This window comes from Acinetobacter sp. CIP 53.82 (assembly GCF_000369465.1).
Lineage (GTDB): Bacteria > Pseudomonadota > Gammaproteobacteria > Pseudomonadales > Moraxellaceae > Acinetobacter > Acinetobacter indicus.
Window position 1 is genome coordinate 384075 of record NZ_KB850045.1, and the last position, 26045, is coordinate 410119.

Here is a 26045-nt window from a genome sequence, read left to right on the forward strand (position 1 = left end):
AATTTTCCTGAGTAGAACTATTCTTAAAAAAAAATTAATTTTTCTATTACAATTTATGTTAAGATTTTCGGCTAAATTCAATTCTTTTGCCTGATAATAAAAGTATTATTTTAAAAATATCAAATATTTTAGTACGAGTATTCTTGTTTCCTCTCTAGCTGATTGGCTCATTTCACAGTAGAATATGCGCTCTCTTCAAGTCACATTGTGGCGAGGTCCAAAAGATCTGCCCGTGGAGCCAAAATCAGCATGTTTATCGTGGCCGGTGCACCTGCACATTCTTCTTTTAAGAAAACTCAACTATTATCACGTTTATCGTCAATTAGTTCTGTTCAATCTTTCGATAGCCAATGGATCTATCTGTTTGACCAAGCGCTCAACGAGCAGCAGCAACAATCAGCTTTAGAGCTGTTAAATGATGGCGCATCTTTTGAATTACGTCAGCCTGCCAGTGACGAAGTCCAAATTTTAGTGACTCCACGTGTCGGTACCATTTCGCCGTGGTCATCCAAAGCGACGGATATTTTTGCCAACTGTAATATTCCAGTGCACCGTATGGAGCGCGGATTGCTGTTTACCCTAAAAGGTGTAAAAGCGCTTTCTAAAGAAGCATTACAGATCTTGCATGACCGCATGACCGAAAGCGTGTTTACTGACATTACAGATGCAGCCGCACTGTTCGTGGAAACCGCACCAAAACCGTTAAACTCAATTGATATTCTGGGTCAGGGCAAAGAAGCACTGGTTAAAGCCAACAATGAATTTGGTTTTGCACTGTCTGAAGATGAAATTGATTATCTGACTGAAGCTTTCACCAAACTGGGCCGTAACCCGAACGACATCGAACTGATGATGTTTGCGCAAGCCAACTCTGAGCATTGCCGTCATAAAATCTTCGGTTCAGAATGGACCATTGATGGTGAAGTTCAGCCGTTGTCTTTGTTCCAGATGATCAAAAACACCTATAAAGAATCACCAACCGATGTATTGTCAGCATATAAAGACAACGCATCGGTGATTGTAGGTTTTGATACCCAGCGTTTCTACCCAACGCAAGAAGAAAACGGTCAATACGTTTATAAATACAAGAGCCAGGCGGCTCACATCCTGATGAAGGTGGAAACCCATAACCACCCAACCGCAATTGCTCCATTTGCCGGTGCGGCAACCGGTTCAGGTGGTGAAATCCGTGATGAAGGTGCAACCGGTCGTGGTGGTAAGCCTAAAGCAGGTTTAACCGGTTTCACCACATCGAACCTGAACATTCCAGGCTTTGAACAGCCATGGGAAGATAACTACGGCAAGCCATCGCGTATGGCCTCTCCGCTGCAAATCATGATTGAAGGCCCACTCGGTGGTGCAGCATTTAACAACGAATTTGGTCGTCCTGCCTTAAATGGTTACTTCCGTACCTTTGAACAAAATGTCAATGGCGAAGTCAAAGGCTTCCATAAGCCAATTATGATTGCCGGTGGTTACGGGAACATCCGTCCGGATCATGTCGAAAAAGATGCAATTCAACCGGGCGATCTACTCATCGTGCTTGGTGGTCCAGCCATGCTGATCGGTTTAGGTGGTGGTGCAGCGTCTTCTGTAGACAGCGGTACCATGGGTGAGAGCCTGGACTTCGCTTCTGTACAACGTGAAAACCCGGAAATGGAACGCCGTTGCCAGGAAGTAATTGATACCTGCTGGCGCATGGAAGATGAAAACCCAATCGTATCGGTGCATGACGTTGGTGCGGGCGGTATTTCAAACGCAATGCCAGAACTGGTCAACGATCATGAGCTCGGTGCGGTACTGGATTTACGTAAGATTCCATCGCTTGAGCCAGGCATGTCGCCAATGGAAATCTGGTCTAACGAAGCACAAGAGCGTTATGTACTGGCAATCCGTCCAGAATCTCTAGCGTTGTTTGAATCGATCTGTGCGCGTGAACGTTGTCCGTTTGCGGTACTGGGTGAAGCGACTGAAGCGCGTCATTTAACCGTTGAAGATCCACTTTTTGGCAACAAGCCAGTGGATATGCCAATGCAGGTGATGCTGGGCGGTACACCACGTATGAGCCGTTCATATGAAAGCATCGAGCGTAAAGGCGATGATTTTGATGCAGCTCAAGTGACAGATCTGAAAGATGCGATTTACCGTGTCCTGAAAAACCCGACCGTTGCCTCTAAATCGTTCCTGATCACCATTGGTGACCGTTCGATTACCGGTATGGTGGCACGTGATCAGATGGTTGGCCCATGGCAAGTGCCTGTAGCGGATGCTGCAGTAACAACCACAAGCCTGGTGGGTTATACCGGTGAAGCGATGGCCATGGGTGAACGTCCACCAGTGGCATTATTGAACCCGGCAGCGTCTGCACGTTTAGCGGTAGCTGAAGCGATCAGCAACCTGATGTCTGCAAAAATTGACCAGATTGGCGATATTAAACTGTCTGCGAACTGGATGGCAGCAGCAGGACAAAAAGGTGAAGATCAGGCACTGTTCGAAGGCGTAAAAGCGATTGGTATGGAAATGTGTCCGGCACTGGGCATTGCCATTCCAGTTGGTAAAGACTCACTGTCTATGCGTACGACTTGGAATGACGAAGGTGAAGACAAATCTGTCACTTCGCCAATGTCAGGCGTGATCACTGCATTTGCACCTGTGACTGATGTGCGTAAGACATTAACACCAGAACTGAAAAATCTTGAATCTGTACTGGTACGTATCGACCTGTCTAAAGGTCAATTCCGTCTGGGCGGTTCGATTCTGGCGCAAGTGTACAAAGCGATTGGTTCAGTGACACCAGATGTCGATAGCTTCGATGACTTCAAAGCCTTCTTCGCGCTGGTACAAGACTGGAATAACCGTGGCCTGATTAAAGCCTACCACGACATCGGAGATGGTGGTTTATTAGCGACTGTTGCAGAGATGATGTTTGCGTCACGCTTGGGTGTGGCACTGGAAGATCAATCAGTTGCAGGTCTATTTGCTGAAGAAATTGGTGCGGTGCTACAAATTGCCAAAACAGATTGGGATGCATTACAAGCTGAAGTTGCAGCGTCTACATTGAAAGATGCGATTACGGTTGTCGGTACAGTCAACAACTCTGACCTGTTGGCGGTAAACGGTTTGGTGCTGGAACGTACTGACCTGCAACAGGCATGGGCAGAAGTGTCTTATCAGATCCAGCGTTTACGTGACAACGTTGAAAATGCCGATCAGGAATTTGCCTTAATTGCAGATAAAGCCCATCAGGGGATTATCGCGCAGCCAACTTATGACCTGAACGAGCCGGTTGAAGCACCGTACATCAACACCCGTCGTCCAAACATGGCGATTCTGCGTGAGCAGGGTGTTAACGGTCATGTCGAAATGGCGGCTGCGTTTGATAAAGTCGGTTTCAACACCGTTGACGTACACATGAGTGACCTGCTGGCCGGTCGTATCAGCCTGGATGACTTTGAAGGTCTGGTCACCTGTGGCGGCTTCTCTTACGGTGACGTTTTAGGTGCCGGCGGTGGCTGGGCAAAATCGGTGCTGTTTAATGCCAAACTGCGTGACCAGTTCGAGAAATTCTTTAACCGTCAAGAAACTTTCAGTGTGGGTATCTGTAACGGCTGTCAAATGCTGTCACAACTAGCACCACTGATTCCGGGTGCAGAGCATTGGCCACGTTTCCATCGCAATACCTCTGAAGTGTTTGAAGCGCGTACTGTGAACGTGCGTGTAGAAAAATCAAACTCGATTTTGTTTGATGGTATGGAAGGTTCAATTCTGCCAATCGCGGTTGCGCATGGTGAAGGCCGTGCTGTGGCTAGCGCTGAAGACTTTGCCGCATTAAATGCTGGTAACCAGATCAGCCTGCGTTATGTCGACAGTCAGGGCAATGTGACCCAGCACTATCCACTGAACCCGAACGGTTCTCCAGAAGGGATTACCGGTGTGACCTCTAAAGATGGTCGTGCCACGATTATGATGCCGCACCCGGAGCGTAACTTCCGTGCCGTACAACATTCCTGGAAACCTGAAGAATGGACTGAAGATGGTGCATGGTTACGTATGTTCCGTAACGCACGTAAATTCATTGGTTAATTGACCTTATTTTGAAAAGCCACCTACGGGTGGCTTTTTTATCGGCGTTTCATCCCAAAATGGGGATAGCTGATTTTGCCCGGCACCGTACAATAAACAGCATAATTATAAAAGTGGATAACAAAAATGCAGATGCGAACGGTCATTCCTATTTTTATCAGCTTGATTATGCTGAACGGTTGTGGTGGTGAGAGTGCCAAGATTCAGGAGTCTGTCACGTATGCTCAGCCGCTGCATTCCAGTTTAACCCAGTCCCAGTCTGGTACGCAGCCACAAGGCGAAAAGTGGTCAGTTTCAGGTCAGGTATTTGATGCCAGCGGGCAACCTATCGCCCAAGCCAAAATCTATGTGCAGCTGGGCGAACACAACTATTATGCCCATTCTCAGGCTGATGGCCGCTATACCTTATATCTGCCTCGTGAATATGATTATCCCGATCATATTGCCGGCACGGTCTGGATGGAGGGCTATCAACCGGAAATCCTGTTGCTGTCCCATCAGAACCAGCATTTATATATTGATCAGCATAGTCATCTGGTTCAGCTCAAGCCTTTAACCGAAGCGCATGTGGTGTTTCAGCAGGGGCTACATTTAATTCATCTGGGTGATGATTCACTGGTGAAAAACCCGGAAACCCGAATTCAGACCGCGCCACAAGGGCTGGTCTGGAGTGATGGTTTTCAGTATACGCAGGCACTGCAAAAACAGTATAACCAGCTCTGTATCCAGTTGTATGGCAAGGGTATTCAGAGCCAGTATGCCAATCAGGATAAAATTTCCATCTCCAGAAAAAATGACCTGCGTTTAAGTATTACCCAATTGCTGTCGGACAGTCCGAGTTCGGGCGCCTATAGTGCCAATGAGCACTGTTTTCCGTTAAGGCATTTTCAGGTGAATGATCATATTCAGGTGCAAATTAAGTCACATACCCTGGATACCGATCAGGATAATTTTGAGATGCTGAATATTGTGGGTGTCTTAAGAAAAATTTAAAGCAGATTACCTTGCTGAGATAAATAATGGGCTCAATGGAATAGCCTAAGCAAAGAAAGGATCTAATCGATTTTGAAGATTCAATAATTCTCGCTATTCCATTGCCATGTTTCATCCAAACCCATAGCTAAAGCTGGGCAATTGTTTGGGATCAGTACTGTATCTATTCAAACAGATGTAGCGCTATTCAGGATTTAGGTCATTTCTTGCAAACAGCAGATGACAACAGGCCAGTCAATACGGTATGAAAGATAGATCAATACCGGGAGTGACTATGCTAAAACTGATTTTTTATGTGCCTGAATCGCATCTGGAAGCCACCAAAGCTGCTGTATTTAAAGCCGGTGGTGGGGGAATCGGCGATTATGAACACTGTGCCTGGCAGGTGCTGGGCACCGGGCAATTTAAACCCTTACGTGGCGCAGACCCGTATATTGGGGAAGTCGGCACGCTTGAAAAAGTAGAGGAATGGCGGGTGGAAATCATTGTACCGGAAGATAACGCAGCAAATGTAGCCCGTGCCTTAAAAGATAGCCATCCTTATGAAGAACCGGCATTCGAGTTTATTCAGATGATAGATGTGCAGTTTTAATTATTGAATATTGGAATATCTGACAGAGAGGGAGAGCCTTTTAATCAGCTCTCCCTTGTGCAGGAGTCCCGCTTCTCTCTTAAAGAAAAGTGGGACTTTTTACATCTTGTTTAAACTTTCTGAATAAACAACTCCCGGTCAAACCGGTATTGCGGGAAGAACACGCCATCTTTCGCACGTTCACCGGCAGCAATTACCATCACCACATATTGCTGTTCATTCAGCTTTAAGATTTTACGCACCATTGGCTCATCAAAACCTTCCATCATACAGCTGTCAAAGCCATAAGCGCGTAAGGCCAGCACCAGATTTTCACAGGCCAAAGCGGTAGTTTTCGAGGCCCACAGTTTGGCATCGGCCGGATGAAATGCCGACACTGGCAATTGCTTGTCCAAGCTACGTGCCACTTTAAAGGCCACTTTTTTGAAATGACCGAAGGCATTGAAATAGCCAGTTTTATAATTATAGGGAATAAATTTATAGTATTTTTTTACCGGGGCTGGCGCTTCAGGAAACGGGAACTCGGAAATATTGAGTTTGGCCATTTCATCAATGCGGTCGGTGCGTGCCACACAAACAATCAGCTCGGCCGCAGTTCTGGCTGCCAGCTGACTCAGACAGGCTTTGACCAGCTGCTTTTTCTTGGCCGGATTCTGGACCACATAAAAGGTCCACGGCTGTAAATTGGAGGAGTTCGGTGCCAGTAAGGCTAAATCCAGACAGGCATCTAAAATATCCGCTGGAATGGGCTTGTCGGTAAATTTACGTACCGAACGGCGACTGGTGATGACTTTACGAAAGTTTTCGACATCAATATCTTGTGGTGCCGGTTCGTAATAGCGTTTTTTCTCGGTTGAAGATGATGCAGAGTTTAAAGATGAGGGATCTGAGGAATTTGACATGGGGAACCATCACAAAAAAGATAAAAGAAAGAGAAAACAGCTAAACCATAAAAAAACGTAGGCACGGCAATTGCACCTACGTTGATGAGCATAATACTTAATTAAACTGGGTAAAGTCAGGTTTACGTTTTTGCATAAAAGCCTGTACAGCTTCCATCATTTCCGGTGAGCCGACCCGTTTCATAAAGATTTCCGCTTCATGATCAATACAGTCAATGATCTCATCCAGATTGTGTTTCATTAGCGCTTTGGTTTGTTTGAGAGAAGCCAGTGGTAAGGCTGCCAAAATGTGCGCCTGTTGCTGGGCAGTGGCATATACATCCTCTTCAATACTATTGACCAGACCGGCGTTTAGCGCTTTGTCGCTGTTAAACTTCTGAGCAGTTAGCAGCAGCTCTGCGGCTTTATGGAAACCGGCCTGCTGTACCAGCAGTTTGCTGGACGCACCTTCTGGGGACAGGCCGAGGCTCACAAATGGAATCTGGAACAGGGCAGTGTTGTCGCTATAGACTAAATCTGCATGTAATAACAGCGTGACCCCAATGCCAATGGCTACACCACGCACCGCAGCAATTAGCGGTTTGGAAAAACGTGCAGCAGCTTTTAGCAATACAAAGGGTGGCGTATCTCCAGCTTTGCCTTGCAATGGTGTTTGAATAAACTTCATGAAGTCCTGCATGTCGTTACCGGCACTGAAATCAGCATCGGCTCCGCGTAAAATTACTACGCGGACGTCTTTATTCTGATCGGCTTCGTCCAGTGCCTGCGCAATCCAGAGATACAGTTCACCATACAGGGCATTTTTGGCTTCCGGGCGCTGAATGGCTAAGGTCAGTACGCCATTGTCTAAATTCGCATTCAAATGTGGATGGGGTTGTTGAATACAGCTCAGTGTCATCGTACTATCCTTGCTTTCAATTAATTTGAATTTATGGGCTTATTATGGCGAAAATTATTGTTGACGCCACAACTGGTGAGTTCATAAAAGTTGATGTGCTATGAATTATAAATTTGATTATCTTGTGTTTATTGGCCGCTTCCAGCCTTTTCATCTGGCACATATGCAGACCATTTTAATCGCGCTGGAGCAAAGTGAAAACGTGATTTTGGCACTGGGCTCTGCACAAGATGAACGCAATATCAAAAATCCGTTTACTGCCGCTGAACGCCAGCAGATGATTCTGTCCAACTTTAGCCCAGAGCAGCAGCAGCGGGTCAAATTTGTGCATGTGGTCGATGTATATAACGATGAAAAATGGCAGAAACTGGTGAAAATGCTGGTGGCCACGGTGGCCGGACCAGAAGCCAAAGTCGGTTTAATTGGCCATTTTAAAGATGAGTCTTCCTATTATCTGCAATTTTTCCCGGAGTGGGAGATGGTCGAGCTTGACAGTCTGGAAGGTGCCATGTCTGCCACGCCGGTACGTGAAGCCTATTTTCGTGGAGAAATCTGGACCGATGCCTTCCCGCCGGGCACAATCAAATTTTTACAGAATTTTCAGCACACGCCGGTTTATCAACAATTACAAGACAAATATCATGCGCAAGACCGTAGTAATCTCACCTAAGCTCGCCGGCTCCATCTTGTTAACGAGATAAAGCAAGCCAGCTGTGTAGCAAGGAGATAAGCGATGAACTTGAACCCGTCACATGTAGCAAGGTCAAAGACCAAATGCTTACTGGGTGCGGCTATTATGCTGTTGGGTATCAGCCCGGCCTATGCCGAGCGCTGGACCTTGACCCCAAAAAGTGAAGTTGGTTTTGAGATTAAGTCCATGGGCGTGCAACTGGTCGGAGGGCAGTTTAAAGAGGTGCAGTCAGTCATGCATTTTGATCCAAAAGCACCGCAGCAGGCCTCAACCCAATTTGTGCTAAATGTGGACAGTCTGCAGCTGAGTAAACCGTCTTTAAGACATATGATTCTGGGCGAGGACTTATTCCATGCCCAAAAATATAAAACCGTCAGTTTTAAAAGCACGCGTTTTACTGCTTTAGGTCCTGATCAATATCGTATTGCCGGTAATTTAACCCTACGCGGCGTGACGCGTCCGGTTGTTTTTCATACCAGTTTAAAACCGAATACAGGAAACCCGAAATTGCTGGATGTGCAATCATCAACCCAAATTCAGCGTAGTGATTTCGGTATGAAAAAGGCGATGGGTGGTGTTGGAGAAAAGGTCAATATTCAGCTTAAAGGTCAGTGGCGTGTTCAATAATGAGATAACAATAGACGTGATGAGTGAATTAAAAGCCTGAGCTTGTATCAGGCTTTTTTCCGATCCAGCAATTGTTTAACTGTTGGCTTGTAAGGTTTTTAAATCTTCCAGTACCTGCTCGGCATGTCCTGCAGCCTTGACTTTACGGTATTCCTTGACCAGCTGGCCATTATGGAAAATAAAGGTAGAGCGCTCAATCCCCATGACTTTTTTGCCATACATATTTTTTTCTTTAATCACATCAAAATGCTGGCACAGCACTTCCTCCTTATCACTGATCAGATCAATCGTCAGGTTCTGTTTGGCGGTAAAGTTCTGATGCGCTTTCACCGAATCACGCGACACGCCAAGAATGGTCGCACCCAATGCCTCAAACTGATCTTTCAGGCCAGAAAAATCTACCGCCTGCGTGGTACAGCCTGGAGTGGAATCCTTTGGATAAAAATACACAATTAACCACTCAGCCTGTAGTTCAGCCAGATTGATTTCCGCCGTGGTGGTCGGAAAGGTCTGATTTGGTAAGTTCAAGTCGCTCATGACATCGTCCTTTTACATTGTGTCAGTTTTTAAATTGCCTCTATCATACCGAATTTCCTGCGTTTTCTCACAAATTACCGGTAGAGAAAAGTGAACGCAGCAAACCGGGCAAAAAAAAGCCTGCAATGGATGCAGGCCTCTGGAGGAACTATATGATTATTTCTTTTGCTGCGCTTGCGCGGCTTTCATGGCTTCTTCAGTTAAGGTTTTTAATTTACCGGTTAACTGAGGACCAAAACATGCCTGTAAGTCTTTGTTTTGTTTTTGGACAAAAGCAAGGGTACTTGGGCTTTTCTTCTGGTTAATGGTACTTTGGATTTCCCATTTTTGTGCATTGGTCAGCTTGCCATCGGCTTCAACCGCACAGGTACAGTATTTGCTGACTTCAGCAGCGCTTAACTTTTTACCTTTTGCAGTTTCTTCTTTACAAACATTAATCAGCGCCGATTTTACATTGGTGCTTTTATATGCCTGTTGCAATTTGTCTGTGTTGGCCTGAGCAGATGTTGCGAATACGGCTACAGTAGACACAATCGCAGAAAGGATAATGTTTGATTTTAAATTCTTCATAGATTCTACCTTGTCATTACGGTATATAACGTGTCGGATCAGCCACACCTGCGTCTAGGAAACCCTGTTTACGTAAACGACAGCTATCGCATTTTCCACAAGCACGTCCTTGGTCATCTGCCTGGTAGCAAGACACCGTTTGACTATAGTCTACGCCATGATCAAGACCTAAGCGAATGATATTTGCTTTGGATAAATGTAACAAAGGTGTTTCAAATTTGAGTGGTTTTCCTTCTACGCCCACTTTGGTGGCCAGACGCGCCATATTGGCAAAAGCCTCAATAAACTCAGGACGACAGTCCGGATAACCCGAATAATCCACCGCGTTAATACCAATAACAATGGCTTCTGCATCAAATACTTCCGCTGCTGCCAGTGCATAAGACAGGAAGATGGTGTTACGTGCTGGCACATAAGTCACCGGAATACCATCCTGTTCCTGCTCGGGTACCTCAATATTATGATCGGTCAGGGCAGAGCCACCTAAGTTACCTAAATCAATATTAATGACACGATGTTCTACACCTGCACGCTGGGTTAAGGCTTTGGCAGCGTCCAGTTCAGTGGTTGAACGCTGGCCATAACGAAAACTGAGGGCGATACATTCATAACGCGCTTGCGCCCACGCTAAACAGGTTGTTGAGTCTAAACCACCAGATAACAATACAATGGCACGAGGGCGCATCAGAATCTCCAAAATAATAAAAAGCAATTTGAGCTGTGTATAAAGCTTTGCGTTTCGCAGCTTAATTTTGCAAACAGAGCAATTATACAGCAGCCTGATTAACGACCAGTTTCATCATTCCACAGCAGTTTGTGTAACTGTAGCTGAAAACGAACAGGGAGATGGTCTTCTAAAATCCATTGGGCCAAATCACGGGCCAGTTGCGGCATGCGTGCGGCACCATTTTCAACTTCAAAGGCAGGGGAAAACCAGACGGTGCTGACTTTTTTATGCAGTTGATACAACTCCAGCTGCTGCTTCGACCATTCATAATCTTCACGGTTACAAATCACAAACTTGATTTGATCGTGCGCAGTCAAATAGTCCAGATTCGAAAGCAAATTCCGTGCAACTTCCCCCGAGGTTGGGGTTTTTAAATCTAAAACTTTGGAAACACGCGGGTCTACCTTAGATACATCTAAAGCACCGCTGGTTTCCAGAGACACTTCACAGCCTAAATCTGCTAATCGCTGCATTAAAGGCAGGGCATTCGGCTGTGCCAGCGGTTCACCGCCCGTCACGCAGACATACGGTGTGTTAAAGTCCAGCGTGGTCTGAATAATCGCTTCAAGTGACTGACGTTCGCCGCCTTCAAAAGAATAGGTGGTATCGCAATAAGTACAGCGCAGCGGACAACCGGTTAAACGGATAAATACGGTAGGCAGCCCTGAGGTATTGGCTTCGCCTTGTAATGAATAGAAGATCTCCGTGATGCGTAAACCCGCAGACGGATCAGAAACAGGAATAGCGGAAGATCGAAGCGTACTCATAACAAATTAACCACCGGGTAGAAAAACAAAAATCTCTACGATCATTGCTAACCGTAGAGATGAGGAGCGATAGCTCCGCTTAAACTAAAGAAAAATTAGTCTTCGCGTAATAAATCGTTCAGGCTGGTTTTCGCACGTGTTTGCGCGTCAACTTTTTTCACGATAATGGCAGCATATAAGCTGTATGTGCCGCATTTAGATGGCAGGCTACCAGAAACAACTACAGAACCGGCAGGAACACGGCCGTAGTGGATTTCGCCAGTTTCACGGTCATAAATCTTGGTAGATTGACCAATGTAAACGCCCATTGAAATCACAGAACCTTCTTCAACAATCACGCCTTCCACGATTTCAGAACGTGCGCCGATGAAGCAGTTATCTTCAATAATAGTTGGATTGGCTTGTAGCGGCTCAAGTACACCACCAATACCGACACCACCAGACAAGTGTACATTTTTACCAATTTGTGCACATGAACCGACAGTGGCCCAAGTGTCTACCATAGTGCCTTCATCTACATATGCACCAATGTTGACATAAGATGGCATCAGCACCACATTTTTTGCCTGGAACGAACCTTTACGTGCAACTGCAGGGGGTACTACGCGTACGCCAGCCGCTTTAAACTGTTCTTCAGTCCAGCCTTTGAATTTGGTGTCGACTTTGTCATAGAAACGAAGATCACATGACTCAATTGGTTTGTTGTCGTTCAGTTTAAAAGATAACAAAACGGCTTTTTTCAACCATTGGTGTACAACCCATTCACCGTCAATTTTTTCCGCTACACGCAGTGTACCGTTATCTAAGCCAGCAATAGCTTCCTCTACTGCCTGACGGATTTCAGCCGGGCAGTCTGCCGCGGTGAAATTAGCACGATCTTCAAACGCTTGTTCAATAATCGTTGAAAGCTGAGACATGATCTTCCTTCCAAAAAAATTTTCAAGATTTTACACTAAATTGAACATGGGTTAGATGAAAATTGGCACTAAGATCGAAATTAATAATAAAGAAAAATGTTTTCGCTCAATAGAAGAAACATCTGCTTAAACTTTCGCCTCAAAAAAGAGTTATCTTTCAAAAAGAAACATAGATTTGTATCAAAAAATAACAAAAAATGAGCAAAATGTGCATAAAAACTGTGCGGGAACTTCTTTATATTGTGCTTATCAACAATAGTACTAAACATGAAAAATAAGTTTTTATTTTGAGGAGCACATTACATGAAATCTTTACATAAAATTTTAGCCATTTCCGTACTTGCAACAGCAGCAGGTTCAGCAATGGCAGCAGATCAGACAGTCGTGACAGATGAAGGTGTTTCAACTTTCTCTTTCTTTAAACCCGCTGCAGTTCGTGCTGAAGTTGGTACAACAGGTTATGGTGGTGCGATTTCTTGGAGTGCAAACCCATACGTAGGTGTAACTTTAGGTTATAACGGTGGCGATATTTCTTGGTCAGATGACTTATCTATAAATGGTTCTGACTATGACCTTGATATGGACAATAGCTTGGCATATTTAAATGCTGAAATTCGTCCTTGGGCGAACTGGTTCTATATGGCAGCAGGTGTAGGTTATATTGACAATGATTATGGTCTGGATCGTCGCGTAGGTACAAATGCGTCATTTACTGTAGATGGTTCACGTTTTAATGCGGGTACAACCGGTGCTCAAATTAGTGGTGACTTATCTTATAAAAATGATTTAGCCCCTTATGTAGGGATCGGTTTCTCTCCTGCAATTACTAACCGTTGGGGTGTGTTTGGTGAGATCGGTGCCTACTATAATGGTAATCCATCTGTAAACTTAAATGCGAATCCAGCTGCTTTAGGTTTAGTCGGTGATGATGGCCGTACTTTAGGTCAAGCCCTTGCTGCTGAAGAACGTGAAATTGCCAATGACAACGAATATGAATGGTTACCAGTGGCGAAATTGGGCGTAAGCTTCCGCTTCTAAACCATTTCTATAAAAAAACGAGCTTCGGCTCGTTTTTTTATGCCTTTAGAAATGATGGCCAAATCTTAGTCCATATACCCAGGCATGATTGTCCCGATTGACCGAGGCTAGACTGGAAATTTGAGTACCGGCAAAATTACTGGGTTGAATATGTGGTTGTTTAAACTTTAAATAATAGGCTCCTGCAGCAATAAAACTGTCGGGTCGAAAATAAAAGAGCTGGCCTAAGCCGAGGCTATAGTGCCCATCTGCCGGATTTAGGGCCGAGGCCGGATTGCCAATCCCGGAGTCCCAGCCCAGTTCTAATTGACTGATCCAGCGTGCATTCCAGCGATGTAACCCGCCCAGTTTGGCCGACCATTGATCTTTCTGATAATGAATTAATTTAAAGTCTTTAATTTCAGGAACGAATGTTGCGTAAGCATCAATCACGGCGCCAAATTGAGTCGGTTGTATATAAAAATCTTTCCAGTTAACCCAGCGTATACCTGCATAGAGCAGGTTATTGGCACTGATGCCGGTGTGTAAATCCAGATTCAGCGATTCGGGTGTGCGAACCGCGGTATTCTGGTCCGCCACGATCTGCAATTGGCCTTGTGGGGACTGTTCCTGTACCGCTAGCTGATGATGAATGGCCGAACGATAAGTGAACGCCGCACTCATGGCATATTCAGGAATCTGGTAGCGTACCCCGGCCAGCCAACCCCAGGCATCATCTTCAGGGAAATAGGCCTGATAGCCATGAAAAATATAATAGTTTTGTCCCCAAAGCTCTAGGTTTCCCTGAAAAGACTGATGACTGAGTCCTGCATAAAAAGTCCAGTGCGTATCCGGATGATACCCGATAAGTGCGCTAATATTTTCTGTTTTAAAGCGAATGTCGGCAGCTTCGACGTCTAATGGTTGACCATAAAAATCCGGGTTGTAGTTATAGTTGACCTTAACACCAAAGGGCTGATCATAAAGCAGGGCAAAGGAAAACTCTGGATTCAGCTGCAGTTTAAAACCACCGAGAACAAAACGCTGCTCGGGTGCCAGGTTGCCGGTGGAATAGTCATAAATTCCTAACTCGGCTAGTGCAGCCTGATTTTCGACTTGTCCTGCGACATCGGCCTCTAAATGCACCAGGGAGATTTCGGCATAATGATCGGGCTGGAAAAAAATATGCATGGATTGTCCGGACTGCTCCAGCGCTGCTGCAGAGACAGCTTGCACTGGTAAAAGCAGGCTCATCGACACCCAGAAAAAATAGACCTTCATTGGCCGTCCTTTAATTTTTGGTTAAATTATAAATTTATAAAGTATTGATATTAAAAAATTATCTAGCTATTAAAACCGAATTTGCTGAAAAAATAAACAGGTTTAGGTGATCTTTATCCCATTTTTTAGGGATGCTGTGATGTAGTGCAAAATGAGCGTTAGCATAAAATTTAATAAGTGCGGATTGGGTTCATCTGCTTAGTAGATCAACTGGAGTGATATAAAAAAGAGGATGCTGATGCCATCCTCTTCATTTCCATTTTTTGTGGGTGTTTAATCTTCTGGATACGCGACTTTTTTCAGGGCTTTAATATCAGCTTCAGGTGAGCACAGGGAAATAAACTCATAGCCATAACCACGCAGTAAATGTCCTTTACGCACCGCCAGCCAGGTGGTATTCAGGCCAAAAATATCGGTTTCAATCTGCTTTAAACGATAATCCCGTTCCTGGTCATAAGCCACATTGTTGACCACACCCACGCCCATGCCTAATTCGACATAGGTTTTAATGACGTCGGCGTCCAGCGCAGACATCACGATATCAACATCAATACCAGCATCTTCAAAAGCTTTGTCAATTTTAGAACGGCCAGTAAAACCACCATGATAGGTAATAATCGGATATTCCGCCAAATCCTGAATGCTGATCTCGGCTTTATGGGCTAGCGGATGGTTTTGCGGGGTAATAATACTGTGCTGCCAGGTATAGTAAGGCACACTGGCCAGATTGCTTTCTGTGGTTAAGGATTCTGTTGCAATACCAATATCGGCTTCACCTTGTAGCAGCATTTCAGCAATTTCTACAGGGCTGGCTTGTTGTAAAATCAAATGTACTTTAGGAAATTCTTTTTTAAACAAATTCACAATGGGCGGTAGCACATAACGCGCTTGGGTATGTGTAGTCGCAATGGTTAGGGTGCCTTCATCCACTTTATTAAAATCATCGGCCAGACGTTTAATATTATCGGCATCCACCAACATGCGCTCAACAATACCGAGTAGGGCCTGACCAGGTTCAGTCAAACCGAGCAGGCGTTTGCCTTTACGGATAAACAGCTGCACACCCAGTTCATCTTCCAGGTCTTTAATATGCTTGCTCACCCCGGACTGGGAAGTATACAGCGCCGCAGAGGCTTCGGTTAAATTGAAGTTCTGGCGTACAGTTTCTCGAATAATTCTGAGCTGTTGGAAGTTCATGTCCTTTTTTCCCTCAAAAAAGGATGGGGCCTGAAATGCCCCATCGGTGCGCGGTTAAGCGACTTGATTTTCAAATAAATGTAATTGACTTGCTGTCAGCCAGACAGTCTGGTTTGGACGGAACTGATGCAAACGCGCTTCTTCTGGGGTGAGGGAAATTTCAATTAAGTTCCCTTGACGGTCGTTCAGTTCTGCCAGCACTTTACCGGCAATCCAGACTTCACGTAAGAAGGTGGCCTGAATGGCATTGTCCTGTGGCTGGGCATGAATGGTCAGCTCATCCGGGCGGGCAAAGGCAATGATCTCGCCCTGAGGCCCCTGTTGTGCGCTGGCCAGCTGAATACGGTCTTCACCCAGCTGAATCAGGCCATTGCTGTTCTGGCCTTCAAAGCGGTTGGCCTGACCCAGAAAGTCAAACACAAACGGTGTGGCTGGTTTTTCATAGACTTCACGTGGTGAGCCAATCTGCTCGATGTTACCTTTGTTCATCACCACGATCTGGTCCGCGACTTCTAAAGCTTCTTCCTGATCGTGTGTCACAAAAATTGAAGTGATATGCAATTCATCATGCAGGGTACGTAACCAGCGGCGCAGTTCTTTACGCACTTTGGCATCCAGCGCACCAAACGGTTCATCTAGCAGCAGGACACGTGGTTCAACGGCTAAGGCACGCGCCAGGGCAATACGCTGACGCTGACCGCCAGACAATTGCGCCGGATAACGGTCGGCCAGAAAGCCGAGTTGCACCAGATCAAGCAAACGGGTCACGCGTTTTTTAATTTCAGCTTCCGATGGACGGGTGGCACGCGGACGTACACGTAAACCAAAGGCAATGTTGTCAAAAACAGTCATGTGACGAAACAGCGCATAATGCTGGAAGACGAAACCGACCTGACGCTCACGCACGTGAACATCGGTGGCATCCTGACCTTCCAGAATCACCTGACCACCATCGGCAGATTCCAAACCGGCAATAATCCGCAGCAGGGTGGTTTTACCACAGCCCGATGGACCTAACAGGGCCACCAGCTGGCCGTCTGGAAAATCGAGGGAGATGTTGTTCAGTGCATGGAATGCACCAAAGTGTTTTTCAATATTTTTAACTTGAATACTCATGAGGTCATTCCTTAAGAAACTGTTGAATCTTCATTACGTTTGTCCTGCTTTTCCTGACGGATTTCGACCCAGGTTTTCAGGATCAAGGTCACAATTGCCAGTAGGGCCAGCAGGGATGACACCGCAAACGCAGCACTGAAGGTATATTCGTTATAGAGAATCTCAACGTGTAAAGGCAAGGTATTGGTTTCACCGCGAATGTGTCCAGACACGACCGAGACCGCACCAAACTCACCCATCGCCCGGGCATTACACAGAATGACACCGTAAATCAGGCCCCATTTAATATTTGGTAAGGTAACTTTCCAGAAAGTTTGCCAGCCAGAGGCACCCAGTACAATGGCCGCTTCTTCTTCTTCGGTGCCTTGCGCTTCCATGAGCGGAATCAGTTCACGCGCCACAAACGGTACAGTAATAAAGATGGTGGCAATGACAATCGCTGGCACGGCATACAAAATCTTGATGTCGTTGTCCATTAACCAGTTGCCCATCCAGCCCTGGGTACCAAAAATCAGTACCAGCATCATCCCGGCAATGACCGGAGAAACCGAGAATGGTAAATCAATGATGGTGGTCAGAATTGATTTACCCGGGAAGTTAAACTTGGCTACCGACCAGGCTGCGGCTACACCAAACACCACGTTGAGTGGAACGGCAATGGCCGCAGTGAGTAAGGTCAGTTTGACTGCAGATAAGGTATCTGGATGTACCAGTGCCTGGGTATACACGCCCACGCCTTGTTTAAAGGCTTCAACGAATACCAGAATTAACGGCAGAATCAGGCAGCTCAGGAAGAAAATCAGGGCAATGGTCAGTAAGGTGTAGCGAACCCAGGTCGGTTCACGGGTGGCATCACGCGATTGCAGCTTGTCGGCCAAAGCATTGCTGTTGGTATTTAAACTCATCGGGCTGTTCTCCCTGTACGACGGCTGGCCCATGCTTGTAACAAGTTAATCAGGAACAGCATCACGAATGAAATCAGCAGCATTACCACCGCAATAGTGGTTGCACCGGCATAATCATATTCTTCTAAACGGGAGATAATCATCAGCGGGGCAATTTCAGTTTCAAAAGGCTGGTTCCCGGCAATGAAGATTACCGAACCATATTCACCCACGCCACGGGCAAAGGCCAGGGCAAAACCAGTAATTAATGCCGGCAGTAAAATCGGGAAAATCACTTTGGTAACAATCTGCAGACGGTTTGCGCCCAGAGCAGATGCCGCTTCTTCCAGCTCGGTTTCCAGATCGCTGAGTACCGGTTGTACGGTACGCACCACAAATGGAATACCAATGAAGATCAGGGCCAAGGTAATCCCGATTGGGGTATAGGCCACCTGAATGCCTAAAGGTTCCAGATACTGACCAATCCAGCCGGTCGGTGCATATAAAGAGGTCAGGGCAATACCGGCCACGGCGGTCGGTAAGGCAAAAGGTAAATCGACCAGCGCATCAATCAGGCGTTTGCCCGGGAAGCGGTAACGCACCAGACACCAGGCCAGCAATAAACCAAAAACGACGTTCACCAGCGCTGCGATCAGCGCAGCACTAAAACTTAACTGCAAAGATTTTAAGATACGTTCAGAACTTAAAATTTCCCATAAACCTTCCCAGCCAATGTCCAGCGATTTTAAAAATACGGCAGACAAAGGAATCAGAACGATTAATGATAAATACGCTAGGGTAAAGCCTAGAGAAAGACCAAATCCTGGCAGCACTCGGGACCGCTGCGACATGATTACTCCTCAAAGAGAGAATGCGGGCTGAAATCAGCCAGCGAAAAATAAATAAATTTCGGCACAAGCATAATTTGCGAGGGTTAAATTGCAAATTTAAATAAATACTTGCTGTCATCAGTAATACTGATATGCTGCATAGCCTTTTCTGAAATCAGGTAATTCCAGAGTTCAGGAAAAGGACCAAAACCAGAGGCGACATTAATATGCCCGACATGGCCCAAGCTTACCGGTTCTAATTGCCAGGACTGCGCCAGTTCCAGTGCATGTTCGGCATTTAACCAGGGATCATTTTCACTGATCAGCATGCTGGCGGGAACCTGCACTTGCAGCTGATGAAAATAATCCTGATAGTCATGCTGGCTGTCACGGGCAAAACCGGCTTCACCAAAACGGCCCGGGTTGGCCGGTGCCACCAGTACCAGATTCTTGACCTTGCGTTGCAGCGCCGGGTATTGCGCCAGAGCGGCTACGGTAGTCAAACAGCCAAAGCTATGCGCCACAATTTGCAGCGGTGCATCAATCGCCGCCACGGTGCTTCGGAACTGTTCTACCCAGGTTTCGAGTACCGGGGCATTCCAGTCCTGCTGCTCGACGCGGGAGCAGGACATGAGCTGTCGTTGTAACCAGGATTGCCAGTGGCTATATTCACTGCCACCTACGCCCGGAACAATTACGGTATGAATCATGTCGATGCTCCTTTGCTTACCTTACAGTTGCTGATGCTACAGCTGAATTATTTAGCGCTATTGGCTTTTACGATCTGGTCGAAAATACCGCCATTTTCAAAATGTGCAGACTGGACTTTGGCCCAGCCCCCAAATTCCTGATCTACCGTGACCAGCTTTAACGGCTTAAAGACCTGGCTGTATTTCTTTAATGCTGCTTCGCTACGAGGACGATAATAATGTTTGCCGGCTAAATCCTGTCCGAGTGGGGAATACAGGAAGTTTAAATAGCCTTGGGCCAAATATTTGTTGCCGTGTTTTTCGGCATTTTTCTCAACAATGGCCACCGGCGGTTCTGCCAGTACCGACAGGCTTGGGGTAATAATTTCAAATTTACCCGGCTGCTCACGAATGGCTAAGTGCGCTTCATTTTCCCAGGCCAGCAGCACATCACCAATGCCACGCTCGGCAAAGGTGGTGGTTGAACCGCGGGCGCCCGAATCAAGGACTTTGGTGTTTTTATAAATTTTACGTACAAATTCCTGTGCGGTTTGATCATTGCCACCCGGCTGATGTTTAGCCCAAGCCCAGGCGGCCAGATAGTTCCAGCGTGCACCGCCTGAGGTTTTCGGGTTCGGGGTAATAATGCCCACACCCGGCTTGACCAGATCGCCCCAGTCCTGAATGCCTTTCGGGTTGCCTTTACGCACTAAAAATACAATGGTCGAGGTATAAGGTGTCGAGTTATGTGGTAATTTCTTTTGCCAGTCTGCCGGAAACAGTTTGGCTTTTTCCGCAATTACATCAATATCGGCGGCCAAAGCCAGTGTCACCACATCGGCACTCAGGCCATCAATTACGGCACGGGCCTGCTTGCCTGAACCGCCATGCGACTGTTTAAAATTAATTTTTTGTTCGGTCCGGCTTTCCCAGTATTTGCCGAACTGTTTATTCACATCATCATATAATTCACGGGTCGGGTCATACGACACGTTCAGAAAATCTTTTGCAGCAACACCAAAGGAGGATGCCGAAATTAATGCGGCCAGTACCCCAATTTTTAATTTTGTAAAACTCATGACTAACCTCAAATTTTTCGCTGTTTTGTAACATGAGGCAAGAATAGCGCTAGTCTTATTCCTAAAAAAATAATAAAAAATGAATTTTATATGAATAAAAAAGAAATATAAATAGATCTTCCATTCTTACACTAAAGCCAGCTCAAATAGATACTTGTTGTATGCAATGTTTTAAGAATGCTGAGGAAATATCGGCCGTTTCAGTGCTGGACCGTGCCTTTCATTATGGCGATGGCTGCTTTAGTACCGCGCGCATCCGCAATGGCCAGATTGAACTGGAGGCCTTACATCTGCTGCGGTTACAACGCGGCTGTGAGCGTTTGTATGTAAATGCCAATCTGGCTTTTATCCAGCAGTCGATTCAACAGCTGCAGCAGCGCTATCCGCAGGTTAACGGCACCTTAAAAATCATCATTAGTCGGGGAGATGGACAGCGCGGTTATAGCCTGCCCGCACAAGAGGCTGATGTCTGGGTCTTTTTTTATCCTAAAGCAGTGGATGATTTTCACTATGAAAAAATCGCCAGTGGTGTGTTGAAACAAGCGATGGGGCTGAGTATGCCACATCTGGTCGGCATCAAAAGCCTGAACCGTTTAGAACAGGTGATACTGAAAAAAGAAGCCGATGCGCAGGGTTGGCCGGAAGCCTTGGTGACTGATGTGCAAGGCTCGGTTGTTGAAGGGGTGAGCAGTAATTGTTTCATTCTTATAAACAATGAATGGATTACGCCGGAACTTCGTTATAATGGCGTCCACGGCGTGATGCGGGCTGAAATTCTGGCCCGTATGCAGCAGCACGGCATTTCCTGTCGCCAGCGTTATGTCGATATGGAAGAAATTGCGCAGTTCCAGAGTCTGTTTTTCTGTAATGCGCTCAGTCCGATGAAAATCGTGATCCAGCTCGATGCACGCCTTTTAGATGTTCAAGCCTGTATTGAACTGTTTAATCGTCTTCAATTGAATCAGATGCATTAATATGTCTTCATCCCGCTCTAAAACGAAAAAGAAAAACAAGCCTCGTTCCCCATTGCCGATGAAAGGCATTTTAACCCTGTTACTGGGCGTACTCCTCATTGTCGTAGTCATCCTCTGGTCCAGCCTGTTTAAAGACTATCCGGTAAAAGGCCAGAAAGAATTACTGGCCATTGGCGATGGCGATACCTATTCCGGTTTTATTGATCGTCTGGAAAAAAATGATCAGGTCAGTTTTCCGATTATTCTGAAGCTGTATCAGAAAATCATGATTCATGATTCGATGAAAGCCGGGGTTTATGAAATCCAGCAGGGTATGAGCATCCGTGAAGTCATGGAAATGATCTCCAATGCAGAAAATGCGCAGATGAACCGGATTCTGGTCATTGAAGGCACCACCTTTAAACAATTGGTGCAGCATCTGCAAAAGGATGAGCTGGTGACTAAAGAAGTCAGCCATCTTCCGACCGATCAATTATTAAAAGCACTGAATATTCCGTTTGAGCATCCGGAAGGCCTGTTTGCGCCAGATACCTATTTCTTTGCCAAGGGCGAATCGGATCGTAAAATTCTGACCGATTTATATCAGCGTCAGATGAAAGCACTGGATGAAGCCTGGGCCAACCGTGCACCAGATTTACCGTACAAGAATAAATATGAAGCGCTGGTGATGGCGTCGATTATTGAAAAAGAAACCCATGTCGATAGCGAACTGCGTCAGGTCTCTGGCGTATTTGTGCGCCGTTTAAAGATAGGCATGCGTTTACAAACTGACCCAACCGTCATTTATGGAATGGGCGACAAATATCAGGGCAATATTACCCGTAAGGATTTACGTACCCCAACCCCGTACAATACCTATACCATCTATGGTTTGCCGCCAACACCAATTGCACTGCCAAGCAAACGCACGATTGAAGCAGCAATGCATCCGGATGATTCCGACAATCTTTATTTTGTCGCCACCGGTGATGGCGGGCATAAATTCAGTACCAATCTGCAAGATCATAACCGCGCAGTTCAGGAATATCTGGCGGTCATTCGTGCGAAGAACAAGGAGTGAGCATGTTTATTAGCTTTGAAGGCACCGAAGGGGTAGGTAAAACCACGCTCATCCGTCGTATTTATGAACATTTGCAGGCTCAAGGCAGTGAAGTAGTGCTAACCCGTGAACCGGGTGGCACCCCGATGGCCGAGCAGATTCGCAGTCTGCTGCTTTCAGTCAATCATGACGAGCAGATGTGTAATGATACTGAATTACTGCTGATGTACGCAGCGCGCGCCCAGCATCTGGCGCAGGTGATTCTGCCTGCACTGGCAGCTGGCAAAACGGTACTCTGTGACCGCTTTACTGATGCCAGCTTTGCCTATCAGTGTGCTGGGCGTGGCCTAAGCCGGGAAAAGTTGCAACTGCTGAACCAGAATTTTGTTTCGCACATGCCGGCTCTGACTTTCTGGCTGGATGCACCGATTGAACTGGGCATGTCCCGTGCGCGTGAACGTGGTGCGCTGGACCGTTTTGAACAGGAAAAAGTCACCTTTTTTGAAAAGGTGCGTGCTGGTTATCAGGAGTTGTGGCAGGCAGAACCAGAACGGATTAAACGTTTAGATGCCACCCAAAGTCCGGATCTGGTCTTTGCCGAGGCGCTCAAATATTTACAGACAGTCGCTGCTTAAATTTGGGTCAAGACTAAAAATCTTCTATAGTAGCGTGATGATAGAGGATTTTTTGATCACAATGAAAAGTAACCGTGCTGAAATTATTGAATTTTTACAACAAGAATTTCCCCAGAGCCTGGAAAAATGCGAGATTGATGCGGTCACGCCCATGGGTGCCTGCTTGACCTATCGGGTTGGGGAAAGTGAATTACGTCCGGGCGGCACGATCTCTGGTCCGACCATGATGACGGCTGCAGATCTGGCTTTATATGTAGCCATTCTGGGCCAGATTGGGATTGTCGGGTTGGCGGTCACCACCAACCTGAATATCAATTTTTTACGCAAACCCGCTGGTGGAAAAAACCTGCGGGCGGAATGCCGGCTCATGAAACTGGGTAAAAGTCTGGCCGTGGGTGAAGTCTGGATTTATTCAGTCGGGCAGGAGGAACCGGTGGCGCATGTGACCGGAACCTATTCAATTCCACCCCAAGTGGCTTGATTCTCAGGTCACTTGTTCTTTTGATCTGGCTCGCTTGATTTTATCCTTTTCTTACTCGTCTTAATTTTGCTTGCTTCAGTTTCTTCGCCAATCTGATGCTTCCAGCTTTTTATTTTTTGAAGCCTATTTAATTCGCCGAAAAGCACCCTCCGAATTATTTAAAACTTATCCTTATATTTCAGCAAAATCGCTTTATTGATTTACATGATGTTACTTATTAATTACTCAAAGTTACATATCTTAAATCTTACTCCAATCAAGTGGTTAATTTTTAACCTTAAATATTTCATTCTTTGTCTAAGGTGTTGTTCCCTCAAAAATTGCTCTAGGCTCTAGGCCTGTTGAAAAATGATCAAATGAGGGGGGAAATGCTTAAATTTAAAAATAAAATGATCCAGGGCGCAATTTTCGATATGGATGGCACAATGTTTGATACTGAGCGTTTACGGTTTCAAACCTTGAAACAGGCATCTCGGGAATTGATTGGAGTCGAGTTCAGCGATGACTATTTAATGGGTTGTCTGGGCTTGAGTGCGCGGAGTGCCAAACAGCTGGCACAGGCTAAATATGGTGAAGATATTCCCTATACCGAAATTCGCCAGCGTGCCGATGAGCTGGAACTGGAAAGTGTGCGTCAGTTTGGCGTGCCGATTAAAACCGGTTTGCTACAGGTGCTGGAGCGCTTGCGTAAATCCGGGCTGCGCATGGCAGTGGCGACGTCCAGTCGTCGTGCCATTGCCGAAGAATATTTAATTAATGCCAATGTCTATAAATTTTTTGATGTACTGGTGTGCGGAGATGAAGTCCAACGTGGCAAACCGCATCCGGAAATTTTCCTGACCGCTGCGCAAAAGCTGAATCTCTCCGCCAGTGACTGTTTCATGTTTGAAGATTCAGACAATGGTGTGACCTCGGCCTATGCAGCGCAGGGCATTACCGTGCTGCTGCGGGACATTAAAGCACCAAATGAACAGATGCTGTCTAAGGCGCATTACTACTATGAAAGCATGGAAGATTATCTGGAAGATTTAAACCTGTATATTCCGGCCTTGGGCATGCCCAGCCTGCAGGAAGCCTTTCCACAAACCTTGAACCAGCTAACTGTCGGAATCCATGGTTTTGGTGCGATTGGTGGCGGTTATCTGGCGCAGGTATTATCGCATTGGGATGGTTATACCCGTCCGAAACGGATTTACGCTTCTACCCGTAACCAGCTGTATCGCTCTGCGGTGAATGCTTTTGGCACCTATTGCATTCGTTATGGGCAAATGTCCTATGATGAACGTATTGAAAACATGAGCATTATTGATGCAGATAACCTGCAGCACATGCAGGAGATGTATATCGAATCCAGCTTGATTGCCTTATGTCTGCCAGAAAAAGCGCTGAGCAGCGAAGCTGAGGTGATTGCGCAAGGCCTGTATGCACGTTATCTGGCCCATCAGGACCAGCCGGCTGCGCCTTTAACCGTGCTGATTATTTTAAATAAAGTCGGTGCCAAGCAGTTATTGCTGGAGCATATCCGTAAAGCCCTGGTGGCCTTAAGTGATGTGCAGACCGCACAAGCCATTTTAGCGCAGCATTATTTCTGCGATACCGTGGTCAACCGTATGGTATCCAAACTGACTGACCAGAACCTGTACCGCCAGCTACGGATTAAATACAACATCTTCAAGCAGTCGCAAACGGAAGATGAAGCCGAGCCGGTTGAAATTGAGGATAACACCCGTTTGCAGCCGGAGCAGGAACGTCAGGCCAGCCTGTATGTGGAAGATTTGCGCCGTAATTTCCAGCCGAGTCATATTCTGCAAACGATGGATCTCATTCTGTTTAATGCAGAAATTGACATGCCAATTTATGTAGAAAATGCCAGCCCGTTACTACAAAAAATGCGGCAGATGATTCTGGTCGAAGACATCAGTGAAATCCAGCTGATTAAAAACCGGCTCTGGAACGGGGTGCATGCCATGCTTGCCTGGTATGCCAGCCTGCGTGGTCATCAAACCATTGGTGTGGCTCTGGCCGACCCGCAGATTGAACAGTTCATGCAGCAGTTGTTGCAGCAGGTTCAGCAGGGACTGGCGGTGGTGTTACCACACCGGCAACACGACCTGCATGCACTGGCACAAAGTTTTGCAAACTCCTGTGTCCATGCCTATAAAGACCCGTGTGCGCGGGTGGCGCGTGATCCGCTACGCAAGCTCAGTGCATCCGAGCGGGTGTTAGGTTCAATTGCCAGCAATGCCCAGGCCGGGTTGCCGTATCAGTTTTTGGCACAAGGTGCTGTATTGGGCTATGTCTATGCGGTGCAAACCCATCAGCTGACCGAGGCGCAGGCTTTGGCACATTTACAGACACAATTGCAGCAGCCACATTTCTCGGCACAAGTGGCACTGACTTTACGTAATTATGTGCAGACCTATCTGCCGCAATTGCTGTCCGGAGTGCTAGAACCTGAGCAGTTGCCATTATTAAAGCCAACCTCGAGTGCAGCGCAATATGCTTCAACTTGAGGAACC

Annotated in this window: 25 protein-coding genes; 11 read left to right on the forward strand and 14 right to left on the reverse strand. The window is 46.3% G+C overall.

All coding sequences use genetic code 11. The annotated features are described in order from the left end of the window. Positions 1–249: 249 nt before the first annotated feature. The 3 genes from purL to F905_RS02300 all read left to right on the forward strand — a co-directional run bounded on the left by purL (position 250) and on the right by F905_RS02300 (position 5668). On the forward strand, positions 250–4083 hold the full coding sequence (gene purL / locus F905_RS02290; RefSeq protein WP_005176616.1) for a phosphoribosylformylglycinamidine synthase: 3834 nt from the start codon (positions 250–252) through the stop codon (positions 4081–4083). Between the two features lie 126 nt (positions 4084–4209). Further along, positions 4210–5076 (forward strand): carboxypeptidase-like regulatory domain-containing protein, encoded by an 867-nt coding sequence (locus F905_RS02295; protein WP_005176619.1) that lies wholly within the window; start codon positions 4210–4212, stop codon positions 5074–5076. Positions 5077–5350: 274 nt separating this feature from the next. Continuing rightward, positions 5351–5668 (forward strand): YqfO family protein, encoded by a 318-nt coding sequence (locus tag F905_RS02300; protein ID WP_005176621.1) that lies wholly within the window; start codon positions 5351–5353, stop codon positions 5666–5668. Between the two features lie 110 nt (positions 5669–5778). Here the strand turns inward: F905_RS02300 and F905_RS02305 are convergent, their stop codons facing one another. Together F905_RS02305 and F905_RS02310 are read right to left on the reverse strand one after the other, a co-directional pair. Continuing rightward, on the reverse strand, positions 5779–6570 hold the full coding sequence (locus F905_RS02305; protein ID WP_005176623.1) for a nitroreductase family protein: 792 nt from the start codon (positions 6568–6570) through the stop codon (positions 5779–5781). Positions 6571–6667: 97 nt separating this feature from the next. Beyond that, a complete protein-coding gene (locus F905_RS02310) occupies positions 6668–7468 on the reverse strand; it encodes an enoyl-CoA hydratase (RefSeq protein WP_005176626.1) in 801 nt (266 codons plus the stop codon). A gap of 100 nt (positions 7469–7568) precedes the next feature. Between F905_RS02310 and F905_RS02315 the strand changes: the two genes are divergently transcribed. After that, positions 7569–8138, forward strand: a complete 570-nt coding sequence (locus tag F905_RS02315; protein WP_005176628.1) for a nicotinate-nicotinamide nucleotide adenylyltransferase — start codon at positions 7569–7571, stop codon at positions 8136–8138. Positions 8139–8201: 63 nt separating this feature from the next. Beyond that, on the forward strand, positions 8202–8786 hold the full coding sequence (locus F905_RS02320) for a YceI family protein (protein WP_005176631.1): 585 nt from the start codon (positions 8202–8204) through the stop codon (positions 8784–8786). Between the two features lie 75 nt (positions 8787–8861). Here the strand turns inward: F905_RS02320 and F905_RS02325 are convergent, their stop codons facing one another. The 5 genes from F905_RS02325 to dapD all read right to left on the reverse strand — a co-directional run bounded on the left by F905_RS02325 (position 8862) and on the right by dapD (position 12304). Continuing rightward, complete coding sequence (locus F905_RS02325) at positions 8862–9323, reverse strand: peroxiredoxin (RefSeq protein ID WP_005176635.1); 462 nt, start codon at positions 9321–9323, stop codon at positions 8862–8864. A 156-nt stretch (positions 9324–9479) separates the two neighbouring features. Further along, positions 9480–9893 (reverse strand): hypothetical protein, encoded by a 414-nt coding sequence (locus F905_RS02330; RefSeq protein ID WP_005176638.1) that lies wholly within the window; start codon positions 9891–9893, stop codon positions 9480–9482. 16 nt (positions 9894–9909) lie between these two features. Next, positions 9910–10578 carry a 7-cyano-7-deazaguanine synthase QueC gene (queC, locus tag F905_RS02335; RefSeq protein ID WP_005176642.1) on the reverse strand — a complete coding sequence of 223 codons (669 nt, stop codon included), beginning with the start codon at positions 10576–10578 and terminating at the stop codon, positions 9910–9912. A 98-nt stretch (positions 10579–10676) separates the two neighbouring features. Beyond that, positions 10677–11387, reverse strand: coding sequence for a 7-carboxy-7-deazaguanine synthase QueE (queE, locus tag F905_RS02340; protein WP_005176644.1), 711 nt, complete (start codon positions 11385–11387; stop codon positions 10677–10679). Between the two features lie 95 nt (positions 11388–11482). Then, entirely contained in the window at positions 11483–12304 is an 822-nt protein-coding gene (dapD, locus tag F905_RS02345; protein ID WP_005176646.1) for a 2,3,4,5-tetrahydropyridine-2,6-dicarboxylate N-succinyltransferase, read from the reverse strand. Positions 12305–12607: 303 nt separating this feature from the next. Here dapD and carO point away from each other — a divergent pair, with 303 nt between their 5' ends. Beyond that, positions 12608–13342, forward strand: coding sequence for an ornithine uptake porin CarO (gene carO / locus F905_RS02350; protein ID WP_005176648.1), 735 nt, complete (start codon positions 12608–12610; stop codon positions 13340–13342). Between the two features lie 45 nt (positions 13343–13387). On the opposite strand, the gene F905_RS02355 is transcribed toward carO, so the two are convergent. From F905_RS02355 to F905_RS02385, 7 genes are all read right to left on the reverse strand, one after another. Next, complete coding sequence (locus F905_RS02355; RefSeq protein WP_005176650.1) at positions 13388–14602, reverse strand: OmpP1/FadL family transporter; 1215 nt, start codon at positions 14600–14602, stop codon at positions 13388–13390. Between the two features lie 273 nt (positions 14603–14875). Beyond that, entirely contained in the window at positions 14876–15799 is a 924-nt protein-coding gene (locus F905_RS02360) for a CysB family HTH-type transcriptional regulator (protein ID WP_005176651.1), read from the reverse strand. 54 nt (positions 15800–15853) lie between these two features. Continuing rightward, complete coding sequence (locus F905_RS02365; RefSeq protein WP_005176652.1) at positions 15854–16915, reverse strand: sulfate/molybdate ABC transporter ATP-binding protein; 1062 nt, start codon at positions 16913–16915, stop codon at positions 15854–15856. Between the two features lie 11 nt (positions 16916–16926). Beyond that, positions 16927–17820 carry a sulfate ABC transporter permease subunit CysW gene (gene cysW / locus F905_RS02370; protein ID WP_005176653.1) on the reverse strand — a complete coding sequence of 298 codons (894 nt, stop codon included), beginning with the start codon at positions 17818–17820 and terminating at the stop codon, positions 16927–16929. Next, complete coding sequence (gene cysT / locus F905_RS02375) at positions 17817–18650, reverse strand: sulfate ABC transporter permease subunit CysT (protein WP_005176654.1); 834 nt, start codon at positions 18648–18650, stop codon at positions 17817–17819. The genes cysW and cysT overlap by 4 nt, the downstream gene beginning before the upstream one ends. An 83-nt stretch (positions 18651–18733) precedes the next feature. Beyond that, positions 18734–19339 (reverse strand): alpha/beta hydrolase, encoded by a 606-nt coding sequence (locus F905_RS02380; protein WP_005176655.1) that lies wholly within the window; start codon positions 19337–19339, stop codon positions 18734–18736. 47 nt (positions 19340–19386) lie between these two features. Next, positions 19387–20397 carry a sulfate ABC transporter substrate-binding protein gene (locus F905_RS02385; protein ID WP_005176656.1) on the reverse strand — a complete coding sequence of 337 codons (1011 nt, stop codon included), beginning with the start codon at positions 20395–20397 and terminating at the stop codon, positions 19387–19389. A 161-nt stretch (positions 20398–20558) separates the two neighbouring features. Here F905_RS02385 and pabC point away from each other — a divergent pair, with 161 nt between their 5' ends. The 5 genes from pabC to mtlD all read left to right on the forward strand — a co-directional run bounded on the left by pabC (position 20559) and on the right by mtlD (position 26039). Continuing rightward, a complete protein-coding gene (gene pabC / locus F905_RS02390; protein WP_005176657.1) occupies positions 20559–21371 on the forward strand; it encodes an aminodeoxychorismate lyase in 813 nt (270 codons plus the stop codon). 1 nt (position 21372) lies between these two features. Continuing rightward, positions 21373–22431, forward strand: coding sequence for an endolytic transglycosylase MltG (gene mltG / locus F905_RS02395; protein WP_005176658.1), 1059 nt, complete (start codon positions 21373–21375; stop codon positions 22429–22431). A 2-nt stretch (positions 22432–22433) separates the two neighbouring features. Beyond that, the gene (tmk, locus tag F905_RS02400; protein ID WP_005176660.1) at positions 22434–23045 is read left to right on the forward strand and encodes a dTMP kinase; all 612 of its coding nucleotides are present in this window, start codon (positions 22434–22436) and stop codon (positions 23043–23045) included. Positions 23046–23106: 61 nt separating this feature from the next. Further along, a complete protein-coding gene (locus tag F905_RS02405) occupies positions 23107–23526 on the forward strand; it encodes a PaaI family thioesterase (RefSeq protein WP_005176662.1) in 420 nt (139 codons plus the stop codon). A 368-nt stretch (positions 23527–23894) separates the two neighbouring features. Beyond that, positions 23895–26039 (forward strand): bifunctional mannitol-1-phosphate dehydrogenase/phosphatase, encoded by a 2145-nt coding sequence (mtlD, locus tag F905_RS02410; protein ID WP_005176667.1) that lies wholly within the window; start codon positions 23895–23897, stop codon positions 26037–26039. The last annotated feature ends 6 nt before the right edge of the window (positions 26040–26045 follow it).

What these genes read in the sequence shown, in the direction of transcription:
- purL (WP_005176616.1), top strand. Translation starts at nt 250, where the DNA reads ATGTTTATCGTGGCCGGTGCACCTGCACATTCTTCTTTTAAGAAAACT.
- F905_RS02295 (WP_005176619.1), top strand. Translation starts at nt 4,210, where the DNA reads ATGCAGATGCGAACGGTCATTCCTATTTTTATCAGCTTGATTATGCTG.
- F905_RS02300 (WP_005176621.1), top strand. Translation starts at nt 5,351, where the DNA reads ATGCTAAAACTGATTTTTTATGTGCCTGAATCGCATCTGGAAGCCACC.
- F905_RS02305 (WP_005176623.1), bottom strand. Translation starts at nt 6,570, where the DNA reads ATGTCAAATTCCTCAGATCCCTCATCTTTAAACTCTGCATCATCTTCA.
- F905_RS02310 (WP_005176626.1), bottom strand. Translation starts at nt 7,468, where the DNA reads ATGACACTGAGCTGTATTCAACAACCCCATCCACATTTGAATGCGAAT.
- F905_RS02315 (WP_005176628.1), top strand. Translation starts at nt 7,569, where the DNA reads ATGAATTATAAATTTGATTATCTTGTGTTTATTGGCCGCTTCCAGCCT.
- F905_RS02320 (WP_005176631.1), top strand. Translation starts at nt 8,202, where the DNA reads ATGAACTTGAACCCGTCACATGTAGCAAGGTCAAAGACCAAATGCTTA.
- F905_RS02325 (WP_005176635.1), bottom strand. Translation starts at nt 9,323, where the DNA reads ATGAGCGACTTGAACTTACCAAATCAGACCTTTCCGACCACCACGGCG.
- F905_RS02330 (WP_005176638.1), bottom strand. Translation starts at nt 9,893, where the DNA reads ATGAAGAATTTAAAATCAAACATTATCCTTTCTGCGATTGTGTCTACT.
- queC (WP_005176642.1), bottom strand. Translation starts at nt 10,578, where the DNA reads ATGCGCCCTCGTGCCATTGTATTGTTATCTGGTGGTTTAGACTCAACA.
- queE (WP_005176644.1), bottom strand. Translation starts at nt 11,387, where the DNA reads ATGAGTACGCTTCGATCTTCCGCTATTCCTGTTTCTGATCCGTCTGCG.
- dapD (WP_005176646.1), bottom strand. Translation starts at nt 12,304, where the DNA reads ATGTCTCAGCTTTCAACGATTATTGAACAAGCGTTTGAAGATCGTGCT.
- carO (WP_005176648.1), top strand. Translation starts at nt 12,608, where the DNA reads ATGAAATCTTTACATAAAATTTTAGCCATTTCCGTACTTGCAACAGCA.
- F905_RS02355 (WP_005176650.1), bottom strand. Translation starts at nt 14,602, where the DNA reads ATGAAGGTCTATTTTTTCTGGGTGTCGATGAGCCTGCTTTTACCAGTG.
- F905_RS02360 (WP_005176651.1), bottom strand. Translation starts at nt 15,799, where the DNA reads ATGAACTTCCAACAGCTCAGAATTATTCGAGAAACTGTACGCCAGAAC.
- F905_RS02365 (WP_005176652.1), bottom strand. Translation starts at nt 16,915, where the DNA reads ATGAGTATTCAAGTTAAAAATATTGAAAAACACTTTGGTGCATTCCAT.
- cysW (WP_005176653.1), bottom strand. Translation starts at nt 17,820, where the DNA reads ATGAGTTTAAATACCAACAGCAATGCTTTGGCCGACAAGCTGCAATCG.
- cysT (WP_005176654.1), bottom strand. Translation starts at nt 18,650, where the DNA reads ATGTCGCAGCGGTCCCGAGTGCTGCCAGGATTTGGTCTTTCTCTAGGC.
- F905_RS02380 (WP_005176655.1), bottom strand. Translation starts at nt 19,339, where the DNA reads ATGATTCATACCGTAATTGTTCCGGGCGTAGGTGGCAGTGAATATAGC.
- F905_RS02385 (WP_005176656.1), bottom strand. Translation starts at nt 20,397, where the DNA reads ATGAGTTTTACAAAATTAAAAATTGGGGTACTGGCCGCATTAATTTCG.
- pabC (WP_005176657.1), top strand. Translation starts at nt 20,559, where the DNA reads ATGCAATGTTTTAAGAATGCTGAGGAAATATCGGCCGTTTCAGTGCTG.
- mltG (WP_005176658.1), top strand. Translation starts at nt 21,373, where the DNA reads ATGTCTTCATCCCGCTCTAAAACGAAAAAGAAAAACAAGCCTCGTTCC.
- tmk (WP_005176660.1), top strand. Translation starts at nt 22,434, where the DNA reads ATGTTTATTAGCTTTGAAGGCACCGAAGGGGTAGGTAAAACCACGCTC.
- F905_RS02405 (WP_005176662.1), top strand. Translation starts at nt 23,107, where the DNA reads ATGAAAAGTAACCGTGCTGAAATTATTGAATTTTTACAACAAGAATTT.
- mtlD (WP_005176667.1), top strand. Translation starts at nt 23,895, where the DNA reads ATGCTTAAATTTAAAAATAAAATGATCCAGGGCGCAATTTTCGATATG.